This window comes from Paenisporosarcina sp. TG20, from assembly GCF_000286315.1.
GTDB lineage: Bacteria > Bacillota > Bacilli > Bacillales_A > Planococcaceae > Paenisporosarcina.
The window spans coordinates 1-18153 of record NZ_ALJG01000294.1 but is presented as its reverse complement, the minus strand read 5'-3'; the positions used below and the strand labels follow the sequence as shown (position 1 = coordinate 18153).

General features: G+C 36.7%; 15 protein-coding genes and 1 other annotated feature. Of the genes, 6 read left to right on the top strand and 9 right to left on the bottom strand.

Translation table 11 applies throughout. The features are described 5' to 3' along the window. Positions 1–194: 194 nt before the first annotated feature. The 4 genes from B371_RS0110150 to B371_RS0110135 all read right to left on the bottom strand — a co-directional run bounded on the left by B371_RS0110150 (position 195) and on the right by B371_RS0110135 (position 5236). Positions 195–1001: a hypothetical protein gene (locus tag B371_RS0110150; RefSeq protein ID WP_019414203.1), complete on the bottom strand. Its 807-nt coding sequence runs from the start codon at positions 999–1001 to the stop codon at positions 195–197. 55 nt (positions 1002–1056) lie between these two features. Beyond that, complete coding sequence (locus tag B371_RS0110145; protein WP_019414202.1) at positions 1057–2247, bottom strand: MFS transporter; 1191 nt, start codon at positions 2245–2247, stop codon at positions 1057–1059. Between the two features lie 63 nt (positions 2248–2310). Continuing rightward, positions 2311–2579, bottom strand: a binding site (T-box leader). 149 nt (positions 2580–2728) lie between these two features. After that, positions 2729–3544: a DUF2785 domain-containing protein gene (locus tag B371_RS22430; RefSeq protein ID WP_019414201.1), complete on the bottom strand. Its 816-nt coding sequence runs from the start codon at positions 3542–3544 to the stop codon at positions 2729–2731. A 27-nt stretch (positions 3545–3571) separates the two neighbouring features. After that, positions 3572–5236 carry a formate--tetrahydrofolate ligase gene (locus tag B371_RS0110135; RefSeq protein WP_019414200.1) on the bottom strand — a complete coding sequence of 555 codons (1665 nt, stop codon included), beginning with the start codon at positions 5234–5236 and terminating at the stop codon, positions 3572–3574. A 213-nt stretch (positions 5237–5449) separates the two neighbouring features. Here B371_RS0110135 and B371_RS23765 point away from each other — a divergent pair, with 213 nt between their 5' ends. The 4 genes from B371_RS23765 (at position 5450) to B371_RS0110110 (ending at position 9242) form a co-directional block, all read left to right on the top strand. Beyond that, positions 5450–5614: a hypothetical protein gene (locus B371_RS23765; protein ID WP_019414199.1), complete on the top strand. Its 165-nt coding sequence runs from the start codon at positions 5450–5452 to the stop codon at positions 5612–5614. 369 nt (positions 5615–5983) lie between these two features. Then, positions 5984–6700 (top strand): YebC/PmpR family DNA-binding transcriptional regulator, encoded by a 717-nt coding sequence (locus B371_RS0110120; RefSeq protein WP_019414197.1) that lies wholly within the window; start codon positions 5984–5986, stop codon positions 6698–6700. 798 nt (positions 6701–7498) lie between these two features. Further along, positions 7499–8341 (top strand): aldo/keto reductase, encoded by an 843-nt coding sequence (locus tag B371_RS0110115; RefSeq protein WP_019414196.1) that lies wholly within the window; start codon positions 7499–7501, stop codon positions 8339–8341. Between the two features lie 202 nt (positions 8342–8543). Beyond that, entirely contained in the window at positions 8544–9242 is a 699-nt protein-coding gene (locus B371_RS0110110; protein WP_026023019.1) for a YqjF family protein, read from the top strand. Positions 9243–9460: 218 nt separating this feature from the next. Here B371_RS0110110 and B371_RS0110105 read toward each other — a convergent pair whose 3' ends face one another. Further along, positions 9461–9976, bottom strand: a complete 516-nt coding sequence (locus B371_RS0110105; RefSeq protein WP_019414194.1) for a CBO0543 family protein — start codon at positions 9974–9976, stop codon at positions 9461–9463. A 163-nt stretch (positions 9977–10139) separates the two neighbouring features. On the opposite strand from B371_RS0110105, the gene B371_RS0110100 reads away from it, so the two are divergent. Then, the gene (locus B371_RS0110100) at positions 10140–10745 is read left to right on the top strand and encodes a bifunctional 2-polyprenyl-6-hydroxyphenol methylase/3-demethylubiquinol 3-O-methyltransferase UbiG (RefSeq protein ID WP_019414193.1); all 606 of its coding nucleotides are present in this window, start codon (positions 10140–10142) and stop codon (positions 10743–10745) included. A gap of 50 nt (positions 10746–10795) precedes the next feature. Here B371_RS0110100 and B371_RS0110095 read toward each other — a convergent pair whose 3' ends face one another. The 4 genes from B371_RS0110095 to asnB form a co-directional block, all read right to left on the bottom strand. Beyond that, a complete protein-coding gene (locus B371_RS0110095; RefSeq protein ID WP_019414192.1) occupies positions 10796–11374 on the bottom strand; it encodes a hypothetical protein in 579 nt (192 codons plus the stop codon). A 242-nt stretch (positions 11375–11616) separates the two neighbouring features. Beyond that, on the bottom strand, positions 11617–12063 hold the full coding sequence (locus B371_RS0110090; RefSeq protein ID WP_019414191.1) for a hypothetical protein: 447 nt from the start codon (positions 12061–12063) through the stop codon (positions 11617–11619). Positions 12064–12640: 577 nt separating this feature from the next. Further along, entirely contained in the window at positions 12641–13891 is a 1251-nt protein-coding gene (locus B371_RS0110085; RefSeq protein ID WP_019414190.1) for an erythromycin esterase family protein, read from the bottom strand. A gap of 120 nt (positions 13892–14011) precedes the next feature. After that, complete coding sequence (gene asnB / locus B371_RS0110080) at positions 14012–15859, bottom strand: asparagine synthase (glutamine-hydrolyzing) (RefSeq protein WP_019414189.1); 1848 nt, start codon at positions 15857–15859, stop codon at positions 14012–14014. Between the two features lie 211 nt (positions 15860–16070). On the opposite strand from asnB, the gene B371_RS0110075 reads away from it, so the two are divergent. Continuing rightward, the gene (locus tag B371_RS0110075; protein ID WP_019414188.1) at positions 16071–17768 is read left to right on the top strand and encodes a M3 family oligoendopeptidase; all 1698 of its coding nucleotides are present in this window, start codon (positions 16071–16073) and stop codon (positions 17766–17768) included. The last annotated feature ends 385 nt before the right edge of the window (positions 17769–18153 follow it).

Here is an 18153-nt window from a genome sequence, read left to right as displayed (position 1 = left end):
TAGCGGAAATAAACGGGTTTCTTTGGTTACCCTTCTTAAAAGGACCGGGCGCACTTGCCCGGTTTTTCTTACATCTATCATTAATACATCCTATAACGCATACAAACATAGAGCCAAAAATATCAAGGGAATAGAAATGTACTTATTTATTCAAATTAGGAACTTGATATCTGCACTTATTCGATCCGGAGAGCTCATCTATACCCTTGTAGCCAAAAATAAAAAATGCCCAGATACACTTTTCGTTCATTAGTTGAAATATGAGGACCTAGTTTAATATGTACATTGTTTGGAATAGCTTGAAACGCCGGGTGAAGGGCATAGGGAAACATCCCAAATCGATAAGAAGCGGTAATGCGACTTTCTTCGTCCCGAATATCAATATCACCGGTCATGTTTTTCGCTTCAATTTGTCTCCAAACATCATGGTTCGGATAAAATAGAGTACCTTTGTTTTTCATTGCGCTCTTTAACCAAGGCTGGAGATACACACCTATTGTATTATCTTGTTCATCCATGATTGTAACTCGAAATTTCTTCCATTCATTTTTCACGGTAAATGAAAATAGTCGTGAACGATTTAGAGTCATCACATCGTAAGTGATAGGTATAATAAGACCCGATGAAATGACGGAGGAGACTGTCAAGAAACGAGCAATGGGTTTTTTAGTAGTTGGTTCAATTACAAATAGTTGCTCTCCTTCATGAGAAACTAGATACAATCTTGAGTACCAAGAAACATCTTGTTGAAAGTTGAATCCATTCATCAAGAAAGCCGTACCGGGATTGATGGAGGTGAATTCAGGAAGTTTTTCGCTTATTTGTTTTAAATAGAATCCAGTACCAGAAGAAAACAGAGCGGATACCCCCACAAAAATGAGCGGTTCAAAATTCGAAAAAAAATCAATGTATGTCAGGTAAGTAACTATAGGCAATACAATAAAAGATACAATACTGATTCGAAAAAAAAATGTTGACGATCGTGCATAGATATTTTTCACATAGATCACCTCCCTAACTAACGTACGATTTAGATCCAAATTGGTTTCATAGAGGTTACTGTTCGAATAAACGGCTAACTGTGACAATTAGGAATAACGCAACGATCAACATTAGAATGGAGCCACTGATCACGACTTCTTGCACTGTAAACCATCGGGCTGCCAACCCCATAAACAAAACGACCAACAATTGAACCGTATGGGCAACCATCCCATACAGACTAGAGATTCTACCCATCATTTCTATGGGTATATTTCTTTGTATAAAGGTGATGAATCCCGTATTTGCAAGCGAGAGAAAGAAGGAGAGTATGAAAAATCCAGTGCTTGCCATTAGATAAGTTGTGGAAAAACTATAGATGACATAACCGCCTGCCACCATAATAGTTCCGCTACCCATTAACTGTATGGCAGAAGTGAATCTGACGAGCACATTAGTACATACAGCGCCAATTAGAAACCCAATGCCTGCAACACTAACTAGGGAGCCATAAGCGGGATTCGATAGATGAAGAACTTCCTTAGCAAATGCTACTTCCATTGAATCAAGTGCGGCTGTTAATAACATCACGCCTTGAAATGCCATATAAACAACAACAAAAGGGAATGCAATCTTGCTGGAATTCCAAACTAAACGCCAATCTTCTCGTATACCCCGGAAGGTTAATCTATTACCAGTATCACTTGAATGGACTAGCATTGGGAGCAAAGATATCAATCCAGCAGATAAAATAAACACTGCAACATTAAAAAATAAAGCCATCTCAAGTGACCCAATCATAAATAATACACCTGCAAGTGCAGGCCCCAAGACGAAAGCACCAGAATGTACGAAACTTAACAATGCATTAAATCGTTTGCGGTCTTGTTCTGGTAACAGCATAGTCATGTAAGTAAAGGATGCAGGCTCAAAAATAGCTCCTGCTAATTGAATAAATAAAACAACTACATAGATGATCCAAATTGATTCGATAAAAGGAATCATTAATAGTAAAGATGCTCGAACAACATCTAAAGTTATCATCAAATGTTTTGTTGAAACACGGTCTATTAAACTTCCGGCCCATAAGCCCACGAGCATATGGGCAAAAGGTTTAATCATATACAATCCTGCCACAGCTAAAGCAGATCCAGTTATTTCAAAGACCATCAAATTAATGGCTAATAAATAAACCCAACCACCAATATTTGCAATTCCTACTGCACTTAAATATAAAGCTGGAAACTTCCAAGTTATATCATTCATCTGGTTTTCCTCCGACATGTTTTTTTGAACAAATAAAAAACTCCCACCTCCAAGACGATTAGTCTTGGGGACGAGATAACATGTCGTGGTACCACCCCAGTTTGTCCTAATGTCACCATCAGAACCTTTTCAAGTACGGCATGACTTCCATGCTTATACTATAGCCCGATAACAGGAGCGCCTGTCACACAATCCCCTTTATCAGTTGTTCAAAAGGATCCCATGTGAAGCTCAGAGTCTTGTTTCAGTCATTGAATACTTACCCCTTTGCAGCTCCCGGGGCTCTCTGTTAAAGAATGCAATTGACTTAATCTTCTCTTCAATGCTTTTAATTTTTGCTATCATAACATATTAAAAACCTTTTTGTATAGAATAAAATTCCAATTTTACTATCGTCAACCTTATCTGTGCAACCATTTTCTAATGCTATGAATTTAACCACATCTTACCGATGCGGGGAAGTGGTCTCCTGGAATCCTCCTTAATAAATGGACTTAATAATCAATTGTTTTATAGAATGTTGTAGAGATTCATGGATATCATCTTTTTGGAATAAAAAATAGGAGGATTTCAAAAAGTTTTTAAAAGCTAGTTTCGCATAATATGGCTGTAATTCTCCCGGATTAGTGGCTACTCTCTCATTAAGTGAGTGATCAAGTTCCGTAAACCATTCTTCAATGAATTCTTCAGAAAGATGATGCTTACATAACGATACAAATGAGCGTGCCAGTCGTTCTTCCTCGTCGTCTCGATAGCCCTCAGAAATTGAGATGAACCGGGCAATATGTAGCAATATTTTTCTAGCATCTTCATCGGTGGACATGGGATGTTTTGCTATATAGACTAATAAATCTGCTCCATGAGCAGCTGCATGTGCCCACCCTTTACTCTCTACATAACCTCTTATATCTTGTTCTTGGGACATATAATCGTGGGTTTCATCCATCACTTGTCTAATTAAGTCTTTAGAAACTATTTGTTTTGATGCATCATATCCTAATATGGCCGCATAGAAAAGTGCAGTAAATGAACGAGTGAAAACGGCATCAGAAATCGTTTTCTCGATGTCGAGTGTTAACAATTGTTTATTCTGTAAAACGGTTAGAATATAGTCCAATTGCTGTTTGTTCAGTTGATGGCCTTTTATCAAATGACAAAAAGCACCGTAAATTAATTGATCTCTTAATAAAGGGTCTGTAGAACCTATGTTTTCAATCATTTCGTCAATAAATTCGTTTGAGACATGTTTAATTTCACCTGATAAGATACTTTGTAAAATCATCGTTAAGTTCGACATGCTTACCCTCTAATCTCTTTAATTAGTTTAAAACAATCCAACGGCATTTCCGTCTGCATCAACATCCATATTCATTGCAGCTGGTTGTTTTGGCAATCCAGGCATCGTCATGATATCACCTGTTAGACAGACTAAAAAGCCAGCACCTAGTTTTGGAATTATGTCTCTGATGGTAATGGTGAATCCTTCAGGACGTCCAAGTAGTGTAGGTTGATCGGAAAGGGAATACTGAGTTTTTGCCATGCAAATCGGCAATTCATCCCAACCGTATTTTTTTAACTCTACTATCTTTTTCTTTGCAGTATCTGATAATTGGATGCCAGCCCCACCATACACTTGTGTAACAATAATTCGTAGCTTTTCTTCAACGGAATCAGTTTCATCATAAAGCATGGTGAAGTTTTTGGGTTTAGCTAATTCGTGTTTAACTAACTTTGCTAATTCAAGTCCACCATTACCACCTTGCTCCCAAACTTGTGTGAGAGCTATATTAACATTGTGTGCTTTAGCCCAATTCATGATTACTTCAAGTTCTTCAGCAGTGTCTGTAATGAAATGATTTAATGCAACAACTGGCTCTATACCAAACTGACGAATCGTATCTACATGTTTCTCTAAGTTCGCAATGCCAAGGGTAACAGCGTTTAAGTTTGGTTGTGTCAATAAACTCTTTTCTACTCCACCATGCATTTTAAGTGCTCGAACTGTTGCCACAATGACGACGGCATCTGGATGGAAATTGCCTTTTCTTGATTTGATGTGCATAAATTTCTCTGCACCCAAATCAGCGCCAAATCCGGCTTCTGTTACGACAATATCCGCAAGTCTTCTAGCGGTGTTTGTCGCTATAAGAGAATTGCAACCATGTGCAATATTTGCAAAAGGACCACCGTGAATTATTGCAGGTGTACCCTCAATTGTTTGAACTAAGTTTGGTTTAAGTGCATCTTTTAAGAGTAAAGTAAGAACACCCTCAACCGCTAGATGCCGAACGGTAACTGGTTCTCTGTCGTATGTATAAGCAATTACCATTTGAGCTAGTCTTTCTTTCAAGTCCTCTAGAGAAGTCGCCAAGCATAGGACAGCCATAATTTCAGATGCGACAGTAATATCAAATCCATCCTGCCTTGGCACCCCATGCATTGGGCCACCTAAACCAATGGTTATTTGTCGTAATGCGCGATCATTGATATCAAGAACTCGTCTCCAAGCAATCCTTCTTGGATCAAGATTTAGTACATTTCCTTGGTGTATATGATTATCAATAAGTGCGGATAATGCGTTATTTGCGGTAGTGATTGCATGTATATCACCTGTGAAATGAAGGTTTATGTCCTCCATCGGTAATACCTGCGCAAATCCTCCACCAGTTGCTCCACCTTTTACGCCCATAACAGGTCCTAGAGAAGGTTCACGTAATGCAACAATGACAGATTCATTCAATTGTTTGAAAGCATCAGCAAGTCCCACTGTTACCGTTGATTTACCTTCTCCTGCAGGCGTTGGGCTAATAGCAGTAACTAGCACAACTTTTCCGAGTTTCGTTGCAGGTGGCAGGAAAGCGACGTCAATTTTTGCTTTATAATTTCCGTATAATTCAAGAGCATTTCTTGGGATTCCAGTTTTGTCAGCGATGTCCTGGATTGGTAAGATGGTTGCACTAGTTGCTATAGATAAGTCAGTAAACGTCATAAACTTCGCATCCTTCCTAACTCCCTTTAATGTTGTGAAAATTATTGATTGATTGTTTTGATTTTAAATGATGAACAAGGAATATTATATCATAATGATAATTTAATTAAGCCTAACTGAACGGGTTATAAGAAAAAGATAGGTGTTTTTAATATGATTTTCGGGTATACCTAAGACCAAACAATACAATTATAATTCGAAGGAGGTATAGGAATGTCAGATAATAAAAAAGATGATAAAAAAAACATGATGCGCAGTGAAAATGCTATAAAAAATGTTAAGTTTTCACCTAATGATGTGTCAGAGGATAAAAATGAAAATACGGAGACTGCGGATTCTGTATTGACGCAACCACGTGTAAACACGGAAGGTCTCTAAATTTCGATAAGGATTAGACCGGATTAGTACAGTCGATATTTAAAAATCAAAGCACATTATAAAAAACCGCTTGGAAGGAAATTCAAGTGGTTTATATATGATGTGTAATTTCTTTCTGAATCTATTTCTGAATAAAATATTATTGCCCCCATATACTAAACCATACATTATGAAACTTAACTTAATAAAACGATATTTCATCACTCAAAATTCTAAGTCGTCTAGTCCTGGAAAGAGAGTCCTATTTTTCGTAATTGATTCGAAAAATATAAGGTTCATAGTGTATAATAAAACAGTGAACACATGTATTATGGACTGCTTGAAAATATCTTTTTTTAGAGAGCCAACAATGAAAGAGAGTGAACCAACATGGGTCGTAAGTGGAATAATATAAAAGAAAAGAAAGCGTCAAAAGATTCGAATACAAGTCGAATTTATGCTAAATTTGGACGTGAAATTTATGTAGCAGCTAAACAGGGTGAACCAGATCCGGATTCTAATCGAGCATTAAAAGTTGTATTAGAACGAGCAAAAACATACAGCATTCCAAAAGCAATAGTAGATCGTGCAATTGAAAAAGCAAAAGGCGGATCAGAAGAAAGTTATGACGAACTGCGTTATGAAGGATTCGGACCTAATGGCTCTATGGTAATCGTAGAAACACTGACAAATAACGTAAATCGAACAGCATCCGATGTACGTGCTGCATTTGGCAAAAATGGTGGAAATATGGGTGTGACTGGATCAGTAGCATACATGTTTGATGCAACTGCTGTCATTGGCATGGAAGGGAAAACTTCTGACGAAATTCTTGAACTTTTAATAGAAGCAGACGTAGAGGTACGTGACATTATAGAAGAAGAAGATACGGTAATCGTGTATGCTGAACCAGACCAATTTCATGTGGTGCAAGAAGCATTCAAGAACATTGGCATTACAGAATTCACAGTGGCTGAACTGACTATGTTAGCGCAAAATGATTTAACATTATCAGAGGAAGATCAAGCGCAATTCGAAAAAATGATTGATGCATTAGAAGACTTAGAAGATGTTCAACAAGTGTATCATAACATCGATTTAGGATGAATAAATACAAAATCCAGCAACAGAAATGGCTGCTGGATTTTTTGTGTACGAACGTTAGAGAGTATAGATTTCTATTATGTTCTACCTTTAAAACTAGCTATGTCTAGCTACGCAGGACAGTCAGCTGGCCCCTTTAGGGTTAGAAAGACGATTCGCCTTTCATCTTTCCAGTGCAGTTGTCGGCCTAAATCTGTCTGTTCCGCTTCTACTAATACAATTGGAAAAGGGACATGCCTGATTAGACATGTCCCTTTGTATAGTAAGATAACATAATAACTTTGAATGATATTGTTCATCCCGAATGTTCGGGGGAAAATTTCCTAAGAAAGTGTTCCTTGCTTTCCGTGCCGCGGTCATTTGTCCACTGGTTGTCTTCCTTAAGCAACGTAAACCCTACCTTCTTTTACGTCCTTGCGACCCTATAGTCGCGCCAGTGTGAATAAGTTTAATTAAAAACATCGAGTAGATGCCAGAATTTCAAATCTATTTGCTATCTCATTTGTTAACTTGACTATTATCGCATGAAATATTAAGCTTGTCAATGTTTTTCTCTTAGGTTAAGAAAAAATCTAGTATTGTACTTATATCAAGAGAAGTACTAGAAACAGCAGATAAAACATAATCATTAATAGACTAAGTCCTGGTAGTAGTTAGTTATCCATTTTCAGGGTAATAGAAGAGTCATTTAAAGATGCAATATTCATATAATTCTAGTATAATCTGTTATAATATTCCTCTTATTGTACTTCGCGGTACAAGTTGAGGGAAAACGAGTGAACCCATAGGAGGTCATTAAGAATGACAAGCAACTTACAAGCAACAACCACTTTGCATAACGGGATTGAAATGCCCTGGTTTGGACTAGGAGTTTTTAAGGTAGAAGAAGGACCGAGTGTAATCGATGCGGTTAAAACAGCCATCAAACATGGTTACCGGAGTATTGATACTGCAGCGATATATAAGAATGAAGTAGGTGTAGGGCAAGGGATTCGTGAAGGAATTTTAGAAGCGGGGATTTCAAGAGAAGACCTATTTATCACTTCGAAAGTTTGGAATTCTGAGTTTGGCTACGAGACAACGCTAGCTGCTTACGAAGAAAGCCTAAAGAAACTAGATTTAGACTATTTGGATTTGTATCTTATTCATTGGCCAGTAAAAGGAAAATATAAAGATACTTGGCGTGCGTTAGAAACAATTTATAAAGAAGAGCGTGTAAAAGCGATAGGCGTAAGTAATTTTCATATTCATCATCTTAATGATTTGCTAGAAGATGCAGAAGTGGTTCCAATGGTAAACCAAGTGGAATACCACCCTAGTTTGACGCAAAAAGAACTTCAAGCATTCTGTCAGCAACACAATATCCAGCTAGAGGCCTGGTCTCCATTGATGCAAGGGAAATTGTTAGATCATCCGATATTAAAAGAAATTGGAGAGATCTATAACAAATCAGTTGCACAAGTAATTTTGCGCTGGGATCTGCAAAACGGAGTCATCACCATTCCTAAATCCATTAACGAGAATCGAATTGTTGAAAATGCATCCATCTTTGATTTTGAATTAACAAGCGAAGATATGGAACGTATAGATGGACTGAACAAAAATGAGCGGACAGGTTCTGACCCAGACAATTTTAATTTTTAAACCAATGCTACCGTGCGACCCCAATAAGTTTCAAAACCTAAATAGACATCCAATTATAAAACTAATTGGCTGTTTATTTTTCTTTATAAGGATAAGAAAGGGCGAAACGATTAGCGAAATGGATACAATGATGGGTTTCCGTTTGAATCCACTCCGCGTAGGAAAGAATACGAATCAGTATACTTTAGTGAGGAGTGAATTTATGTCTAAAATGCCGTGGATAATGACACAGGAATGGCATGAAACCCTATTTCTTCATTGGCCGATATCTCCAGAAACTTTAGGAAAACACATACCTTCCGAACTGGAACTTGATTTATTTGACGGTATGGCATGGATCAGTTTGATATTGTTTAGAGTCAAAGGGAATCGACCGCGATTTATTCCCCCTGTTCCAGGTACAAGTTCTTTTGTAGAACTAAATGTCCGAACGTATGTTACCTACAAGGGGAGGAGTGGTGTGTATTTCTTTAGCTTAGACGCTGATCATCCATTGATTGTTAAATTGACTACATTAGGCAATTTCTTGCCTTACCGTTATGCGAAGATGAAACTACTAAAGCGGTATAAGAACACTATTACATTTAAAAGTAAACGTATACACAAAAATACATTTCCTGAAACGTTAGTTACTACCTTTGAACTGACTTCAAGAATACTTGAGAAAGGTCCTCTTGAAATATGGTTGACAGAGCGTTACCATTTATGGACAAAAACAAAAGGTTATTTGTTTCGAGTGGATATTCGTCATTCACCGTGGATCTTGCAAGACGTTACTGGTACAATTCATCAAAATACTATGGCATCTTTTATTAAAAACACTTTTCAGAAGGAGCCTCCAATTGCTCATTATTCTAAAATGAAGAAAGCCCGGTTTTTTCCACCAGTAAAGGAAAGGTGATGTTGGGTAAAGTAGATTAGAAAGTAATCAGACTGTAATTTAAGATGCAGAGAGTAATTTCTATTTGTGCCACGGGCAGTTATAGGAGACACGATCCCATCGCATTCGTGTAGGTGCAGAAGGTACTTATATATCCATTTTGAGTATAATCAACAATAATTGCGTTGATCCATGTTATTTGCATCGATCCTGCTTTATTTTTATTTTCCGAGTTAGTACTACCTCTCTTCAATAGGCACATTAACGGGAACATCAAACCACCAAAGAAGAACAGCCGAAGTTAGACCAAACAAAACATAGGCTATCAAAGGATGTTTCACATGCAATTTTAACATAGGAAACATTGCAAAAAGAACGGCTACTGACCACCAAAACGTCCACCCATATTGGTACTCAATATCTCTTGTTAAATTAAAGATGTACTCCCAAATTGCATAGATAAAAATCCACTGTAATGTATGTAAAATTTGTTTTTTGACTCCTTTAGGGTAATTATCTAAAAAAAGAAGTCCCGTTGCGGGGAACACAATAAATGTATATAAAAGTTCAGTAAGAGAGTGATTCGATAAAAAATCACCATCTAACTTCCATAAAAAGTAATTTGCTGTTAAGAAGTTATAAGTAAGGTTCCCAAGCGCAAAAAAAAGTAGCGTTGCATGATACTTTTTCCAATTTCTCCAGTCACCCCAAATAAAAACAGCAACGATACTAATAATGGCAGTAAGAACATGCATATGTTTTCATCCTCTAGTAAATAGTATTCAAAAACATTTCTAATAATAGTGTGCGCTTTTAAGGTAATAATAAACCAAAGTAAAATATTTTCTGAAAAGGGAATTACGATAAATAACTGGTGTATGATAAAGAAGTAATCAAGACAGTAAAGAGGGTGGAAACATGACCAATCAATGGGATAAACGATTTCAAATAGATGACTATTTATTTGGTAAGGAAGCCAATGAATTCATTAAATATTGCTATGAACATATTCAACTAAATGGAGATAATACTTTAGCCATTGCAGAAGGCGAAGGACGAAATGCTGTATTTGTAGCTAAAAAAGGATTTAATGTAACTACATGGGATTATTCACAAGTAGGCCTAGAAAAAACAAGAGAACTTGCAATGGAAAATGGAGTTGTCGTTCAAACAGAGCAAGTAGACTTAAACGATGCACCTTGGGAAGAAAGTCAATGGGATCAAATTTTTTGTGTGTTTGGGCATTTTCCTGAAAAACTAAGGGAGTCAACCCTGACTAATATTAAGAAAGCGTTAAAACCAGGTGGGCATTTTATAACGGAAGTTTATTCTATACATCAAGTTCCATATAAAAGTGGTGGACCAGGCGATGTTTCATTATTGTACGCCCCAGATGAGTTTTTTAAGCCATTTATTGATTGGCGTATTATTCACTTCTTTATGGGCGAAGTCATGCGTCATGAAGGAACACACAGAGGGTTATCTCATGTTATTCAATTATCGGTGCAAAAACCATTTAACTAGACAACGGTTACACTTTCATTTGAAATTCAATCCCCGACTGACGTGAATACCTAAGTTTTATTGCTGTATTCCTTTTGTTGCAACCATACAAACAGGTTTGTAATAAGTTTAGATACAATAAGAAATAACATATAAAATAAGAATAAATGTAAATAATTTATTCCCTTGAACATATGGAAATAGTCAAAGGCAACCAGAATCGGTTTAAAGATAAAAGCAAAAAAGCCAGACAATAATAACGAGTAAAGGTAGATATTTTTATCATGTTTAAGTGTCCATTGATATAAAAACATATAACAAATAGGAACTAATGCGGCATCTAAAGCAAAGGTTGGTAAAAAGGGTATTAGTTGATAGGGGTATTCCCACAAGGCAAATTTAATACCAATTGCATTTGCATAATGAAACCAGACATGATAATTAAATCCGAAAAAACCAAGAAGCAAAATATTTTTTTTATCAATTAAAATGAATAATACAACTAGTGATACAATCATCATCACTATTATGACCCAGAGTTGCCAGGTATCAAAGTCCGAAAAGGATTGCCAATACTTTATCTGTACTTGGGTTAGTCCTTCTTCCATAGATCTAATTTGACTTAAGTCTTCCGATTGTTTTTCCGGCATATACTACCCACCTCAAAATTTAGTAATTATCAAGTAATTTAACCATATTATTGTTTCCTATACTGCACTTAAGTAAATAAGGAATATTATTAAAAATGGATGGCATTGTTTGTTCTATAATCATTCAAGATTATAGGTTGAAAAATTGATGAATATAGCAACAGAAAGAATCTTATTTTAACGATAACAAGTAAAAACACCCGATCTATAATCGGGTGTTTTAGTTTTTTATAGTTAGGCTTTTATATTAAATTCTTATGAAGTATCATCCCTGTTTGTTGAACAACATTCTTTTTTAGACTGTCTAATAAAACATAACCAAAAATTATCCCTGCTATTTTTACTAGCTGGCCTGAAGTTACTACTGCATTTGCAAATAACAAATCCGTTCCTAAAGAAGTCAATGTCATGAGTGGTAATATTGCTATATAAAGAGCAGGTAATCCAATTGCGACAATCTTAATCCAGTCAAATGTCCATCTTTTGTGTTCTTTAATTTCACTAATCAATTTAGGTAGTCGTAGCAGCATACCCATAACAATCATAAATACAGTTGTAAATAGTAATCCCGGCATGCTATCAAATGTAATTGCTGCTTCTTTTTCTAAACTAACTTGAAACTTTGTCCCCAAATAGAATATAACGCCAATAAAAACTGTCCAAGCAAGATACCTTAAAAAACGTTTCATTTAAAATTCTCTCCCTTTTATCATTATTAAAATCTACTAACCTGCAACATTAGTTGGAATAAAGGAATAATTTATGTAAATGCACTTAAGGATATACTACCACATTTGATATTAATTACCTATAAAGGCTATGCTGAATTGCGACCGTTATCGAGACAATATGTAGTTCTTAATTCTCCGAGCACAAAAGAAAATTCGACTAGTCTACAAATTTTGCAAAGCATATATCTTTTGGCACAACCTATACCGTAAATCGCCATAAATGAGTTAAGGTTTAAGGATTCTTGACTTGTTTTAGTACACTTATTAAACAAAAAAACTAGCGAGCTTTTCTCAATAATCCGAGGAAAGGCTCGCTAGTTTTTAATACTCTGTGCTGTATTAGAAGTCATCATATACTTAGACACAACTAGCGTAAGCGCCTTTCAAGTGGTAGCCGGAGCGAGAAGACTTGCAGTGGTTTTCTACCTGACTTCTCGGAGGCATCCACAAAGCCCTGAGCATGTAATAGCGCACACTTAATTCTGTCTTTAATGCACTTTTTCATTGGCCTCAGAAGTATTGAGCGGCTATTATGTTATCCCAAGGGTGAAAGGGCTTTTGTTTCATCGATATGAATAAAAGCGTCGTAACGGCTCGCCATTTTTGAAGGGACGTAACTGCCGTATGCTTCATATTCAGGATTGTATACGACACCGATTGCTCGATGACCAATCCAGTCATCAAAAAGTGAATAGTTTTCTTTATTATAGATTAAAATTTTGTTAAATGGACCGGCGTTATGCATTGCTGCTTCCCAAGAGTTTTTCGTAGCTGGTGGAACTTCTATTCGTTTGAATGGGACTCCCCATTCTTCAGTTGCAATAACAGTTCCACGATGGGTACCAAATCCAACTGCGTAAACATATTCTTTTCGATTTTGTTCACGTAGAACCTGACCAACATTAATCATATCTTCGGCTTTCATGTCTGTCGCTGAAGCATCCCCTATATGGGTGTTATGCTCCCAAACGATAATCTTTGCTTCATTGCCATGATAATCCATGATTTCATTGATGGCCTCGACCATATGTTCATCACGAACATTCCAAGATAAGTCATCACTTTTAACCATGGCACGGTAATATTTTTCAGCATTTTGAGCAACCAATGCATTTATTTTTAAGTTTAAGTCAGCTTCTTCTGAATTCTTATAGTTATCTTCATGGATTCGTATAGAAGTTAGAAGCTTGGAAACTTCATCTACACAGGCTTGGGATAGGTTTACTGAAGACATAGCATAGTTTTCTGGATGTTGATTAAATGGTTCAAAACAAGAAAATGCTTTCTTGGCTAGCTCTAAATCCGTACTTTCTGGATCTGTTTTCCCTAAAAAGTTTATTATTTCTTCTAGAGATTCCCATAAGCTGTATACATCGATTCCGTAGAACCCTACTTTCTGAATATCTTTTTTGGCTTGATTATGAAGCTTTAACCATGATACAAAATCAGCTATTTCTTCATTTGCCCACATCCAAGTAGGCCATCGATTAAATGATTTTAAAACGTTTCGTACATCTTCATTTTCGTCTGTATACCCTTTAATAAATCTGTTAATTTGTTGGCAAGATGGCCAATCTCCTTCTACTGCAATCAGCTTAAATCCTTTTTCTTCAATCAACCTTTTAGACAATTCTGCACGGACTGTATAAAACTCAGAAGTACCATGACTAGCTTCTCCTAGAAGAACTATTTTCGCATCTCCAATTGCATCTATAATTGGATTTAAATCCTCTTTTGTTTCGTAGGATAAGGCATAATTCTTGATGGATTCTTCAAGAGGACTCAATGAAAACACTCCTTTTTGGCTTAAGTTTGAGTAAAGGAGTACTTTTTCATTCATAAAACCGAAGCAGGTTTGTAAATGTTAATAAGATGGGTCCAAGTTAAAATACAAGGACCCATCCAATTATTCAATTAGTTGAATATGTGAATCCTTATACCAAATATGGAATTGAGCTAAATGAGCAAGCAATTGAGGTCCGGTCATCAATTGACCAAACCAAGGGACCTTAAAAGCTTCACCTTTAGATTCTATTAATTCTGCTAATTTCTTCGAATCAAATAATTCATGAAGAATAGAATTTTTATCAGTCATAATTTCTTTTAGCCATAATTGAACCTGATCTGTGTAATAAGGGTTATGTGTTTTTGGATACGGACTCTTTTTACGATAAAGCACCTCATCAGGCAGCATACCTTCAAACGCTTTACGTAAAATCCCTTTTTCACGATTTTCCACCATTTTTATTTCCCACGGAATATTCCAAGCGTATTCAACAAGTCGATGATCTGCAAATGGAACACGAACTTCTAAACTTGCTCCCATACTCATCCGATCTTTTCGGTCGAGCAATGTCGTCATAAACCACAGCATATTTAAATAAAACATTTCTCTTCGTTTTGCCTCTATGCCTGATTCCCCCGGGAGTTTCGGTGTCTCGGAAACAGACTCCAAATATGCTTGATGTGCATATTCTTCAAGCTTTAATTTTTCTCGCCAATCTCCTTTCAAAAGAGTGATTCGTTCATTCGTGGACCGCATCCAAGGAAAGCCTGTTCCCTTTATATCGTTGGGGTTGTGAAACCAAGGATACCCTCCAAAAATCTCATCTGCACATTCTCCAGATAATCCAACTGTAAAATCCTGTTTAATTTCCCTACAAAACCATAGAAGGGAGGAATCAACATCCGCCATACCCGGGAGGTCCCTGGCATGAACTGCTTCTGTTAAATGGTCAATTAATTGATCTTGTGTAATGATTGAGGAATGATGTACAGTATCAAATGCATCTGTGACTTTATCAATCCACTGACTATCTTCATTCGGTTGAAAATCGCTCGATTTAAAAAATTTTACATTGTCTTCATAGTCAATAGAATACGTATGAAGTTTTCCTTTGCCATCTTGCTTATATCTATTGGCAGCAATCGCCGTAATGGCGCTGGAATCAAGTCCGCCTGATAAGAATGTACAAAGCGGAACATCAGAAACAAGTTGTCGTTCTACAGCATCCGTTACGAGAAAGCGAACTTTCTCAGCGGTCTCATCGATAGTATCTGTATGGACTTCACTTTTCACGTTCCAGTAGCGCCATATGCGAAGGCCTTGACGGGATACAGTCAGTGCGTGAGCCGGGCGTAATTCGTTCACACCATGGAAGACTCCTGAACCTGGTTTTCTGGATGGACCAACAGCTAATACTTCCGCTAATCCTTCCCGAGATAGTTGAGGTTTTATATCTGGATGTGCGAGAAGGGCTTTGATTTCAGAAGCAAAAAGAAATCCACCATTATTTTCAGTATAAAATAGCGGTTTTACACCCAGCCGATCACGCGCGATAAAAACTTTCTGCTCTTTCTCATCCCAAATAGCAAAGGCAAAAATCCCATTAAAATAATCTACACATTGTTCTTTCCATTCGATATAGGAAGTCAATAATACTTCCGTATCGGAGTGCCCAGTAAAGGTATAACCTTTTCGTAGCAATTCTTTCCTAAGATCTTCTGTATTATATAATTCGCCATTATAACTAAGTGTATAGCGGTTGTTATGGTGAACTTTTGTCATCGGCTGCTTGCCACCTATTGGGTCGACAACTGTTAATCGTCGATGACCGAAAACCGCATGTGTATTCACCCATACATTTTCATCATCAGGTCCACGCTTAGATAATGTCTTAGTCATCTTTTCCACGACCTGGTGCTGTGTACTTAAGTTTCGTTGGAAATGAATCCATCCTGTAATTCCACACATAGTTCTTCATCCTTTCTAACCGTAAACATCCTCGTAATACATTATGCTAAAAAGAAGTTATAGTTGATTGAACGAATAAATAGTGCTTAATATAGGGGTTTTTTTGAGATATTTAGGTTTGCGAAGGAAAAAGTATTGCCTTTTGTCATAATTAAGTAAACAATATAATAAGTACATAGAGACACTTAAATTGGGAATAGAAGGTGAAAAGATGATTACTTTTGATGAATACACGTACAAAAGACCAAATTTTGAAGAAGGCAAGACACGCTTTGAACAGTTATTGAAGAATTTTAGAAACACAAACTCAGTAGAAGAACAAAGCGATGCAATTGAAGCTATAAATGCATTTCGTAAATCTTTTTCCACTCAAGAGAATTTAGCGTATATTCGCGCATCCATTGATACGAACGATACGTTTTATCAGCAAGAAAGAGATTACTTTGATGAAGTGTCTCCACAGTTAGAAGAGTTAGTGACTGCATACTATCAAGAACTAATTACATCCAAATTCCGAAAAGAATTAGAAGATAAGTGGGGTAGTCAGTTATTTGATCTGGCTAATTACTCGATTAAGTCTTTTTCTCCGGAGATTATATCTTTGCTTCAGCAGGAAAATAAGTTGTCATCTGAGTATTCGAAGCTTGTTGCTTCTGCACAAGTCGAATTCGATGGGAAAACAGTAACCCTTGCACAGTTAGGTCCTTATAAAGAGTCGATTGATCGCGATATACGGAAAAAAGCAGTTGCAACTGGTGTCGAATTTTTCCAAGGAAATGAAGAGAAATTTGACAATATTTTTGATCAATTAGTGAAATTGCGTCATAAGATTGCGCGCACGCTTGGTTATGAAAATTTTGTAGAACTAGGCTATATCCGCATGATGCGTATCGATTATGATGCAAAAATGGTCAAGACATTCCGGGATCAAGTACGCGACTATATTGTCCCACTAGCGAGTAAATTGTATGAAAGACAAGCAAAACGTATAGGTGTTGATAAACTAAAATTCCATGATGAATCACTTAATTTTATAACCGGGAATGCAAAACCCCAAGGTTCTTCAGACTGGATTATCGAAAACGGTACAAAAATGTATGATGAACTTTCACCTGAAACAGGAGAGTTTTTCCGATATTTAATGGACCGGAAGTTGATGGATGTAGAAGCGAAGAAAGGGAAAGAATCAGGCGGTTATTGCACATTTATCGAAGACTATGATTCGCCTTTTATTTTCTCGAATTTTAATGGGACATCCGGTGACATCGATGTGTTAACTCATGAAGCGGGACATGCTTTCCAAATATACTCAAGTCGAAACATAGGGATTCCTGAATATTTATGGCCTACCTTTGAAGCATGTGAAATTCATTCAATGAGTATGGAGTTCTTCACATGGCCATGGATGGAATACTTCTTTAAAAAAGAAACAGAAAAATATAAATTTGCACACTTGAGTGGAGCCCTACAATTCCTTCCATACGGTGTAGCGGTAGATGAATTTCAGCATGTAATCTACGAAAATCCTGAAATGTCACCTTTTGAACGAAAGAATGCTTGGAAAAAAATTGAGAAAATCTATTTACCTCATCGAGATTATGATGGTAATAGTTATTTAGAAGCGGGTGGTTTTTGGCAACGCCAGACGCATATTTATAACAGCCCATTTTATTACATCGATTATACCCTTGCACAAATTTGTGCATTCCAATTTTGGAAACGGTCAAGAGAAGATCAGGAATCCGCATGGAATGATTATCTACATCTTTGCAAGTTAGGCGGGTCAAAATCGTTTACTAAGTTGGTTGGCGAAGCGAATTTAATCTCACCATTTGAAGAAGGTTGTGTTGAATCTGTGATTGAGACCATTGAAGACTGGCTGAACTCGGTGGATGACACAACTCTATAAAACATTAAATAGGGTAATGTAAGTATGTTCCGGGTTTCTTTTTGTCTACGTGAGTTTTCATACAAAAGTATATAACTATAGAGTGCCAAGAACCCAATGTTCATTGTATTTTTAGTATATGGAGACTAACATGCTAAAACGAATTTCCTCGGTGGGACTTACGCTAAACATATTAAAGTAAAGTTGTGATTTCCTTATTTTTAAGCCCACTTTGGTAATCCTATCTAAAAGTAGATGTGGATATTTTCATTTTACAAGATAGAACGATTTTTTATATTTATTTTTTAAACTATATTGTGTTCTTTGTAAAAGGAGAATGATTGTAGTGGAAGGTGGCGACTCCAGCGGGAAAAGCGTGTTCGGTGAGACCCCGCAGGAGCGGACA

Bases quoted from the DNA above. Each gene is read 5' to 3' on its own strand.
- B371_RS0110145 (WP_019414202.1), bottom strand. From the start codon at position 2,247: ATGAATGATATAACTTGGAAGTTTCCAGCTTTATATTTAAGTGCAGTA.
- B371_RS22430 (WP_019414201.1), bottom strand. From the start codon at position 3,544: ATGTCGAACTTAACGATGATTTTACAAAGTATCTTATCAGGTGAAATT.
- B371_RS0110135 (WP_019414200.1), bottom strand. From the start codon at position 5,236: ATGACGTTTACTGACTTATCTATAGCAACTAGTGCAACCATCTTACCA.
- B371_RS23765 (WP_019414199.1), top strand. From the start codon at position 5,450: ATGTCAGATAATAAAAAAGATGATAAAAAAAACATGATGCGCAGTGAA.
- B371_RS0110120 (WP_019414197.1), top strand. From the start codon at position 5,984: ATGGGTCGTAAGTGGAATAATATAAAAGAAAAGAAAGCGTCAAAAGAT.
- B371_RS0110115 (WP_019414196.1), top strand. From the start codon at position 7,499: ATGACAAGCAACTTACAAGCAACAACCACTTTGCATAACGGGATTGAA.
- B371_RS0110110 (WP_026023019.1), top strand. From the start codon at position 8,544: ATGTCTAAAATGCCGTGGATAATGACACAGGAATGGCATGAAACCCTA.
- B371_RS0110105 (WP_019414194.1), bottom strand. From the start codon at position 9,976: ATGCATGTTCTTACTGCCATTATTAGTATCGTTGCTGTTTTTATTTGG.
- B371_RS0110100 (WP_019414193.1), top strand. From the start codon at position 10,140: ATGACCAATCAATGGGATAAACGATTTCAAATAGATGACTATTTATTT.
- B371_RS0110095 (WP_019414192.1), bottom strand. From the start codon at position 11,374: ATGCCGGAAAAACAATCGGAAGACTTAAGTCAAATTAGATCTATGGAA.
- B371_RS0110090 (WP_019414191.1), bottom strand. From the start codon at position 12,063: ATGAAACGTTTTTTAAGGTATCTTGCTTGGACAGTTTTTATTGGCGTT.
- asnB (WP_019414189.1), bottom strand. From the start codon at position 15,859: ATGTGTGGAATTACAGGATGGATTCATTTCCAACGAAACTTAAGTACA.
- B371_RS0110075 (WP_019414188.1), top strand. From the start codon at position 16,071: ATGATTACTTTTGATGAATACACGTACAAAAGACCAAATTTTGAAGAA.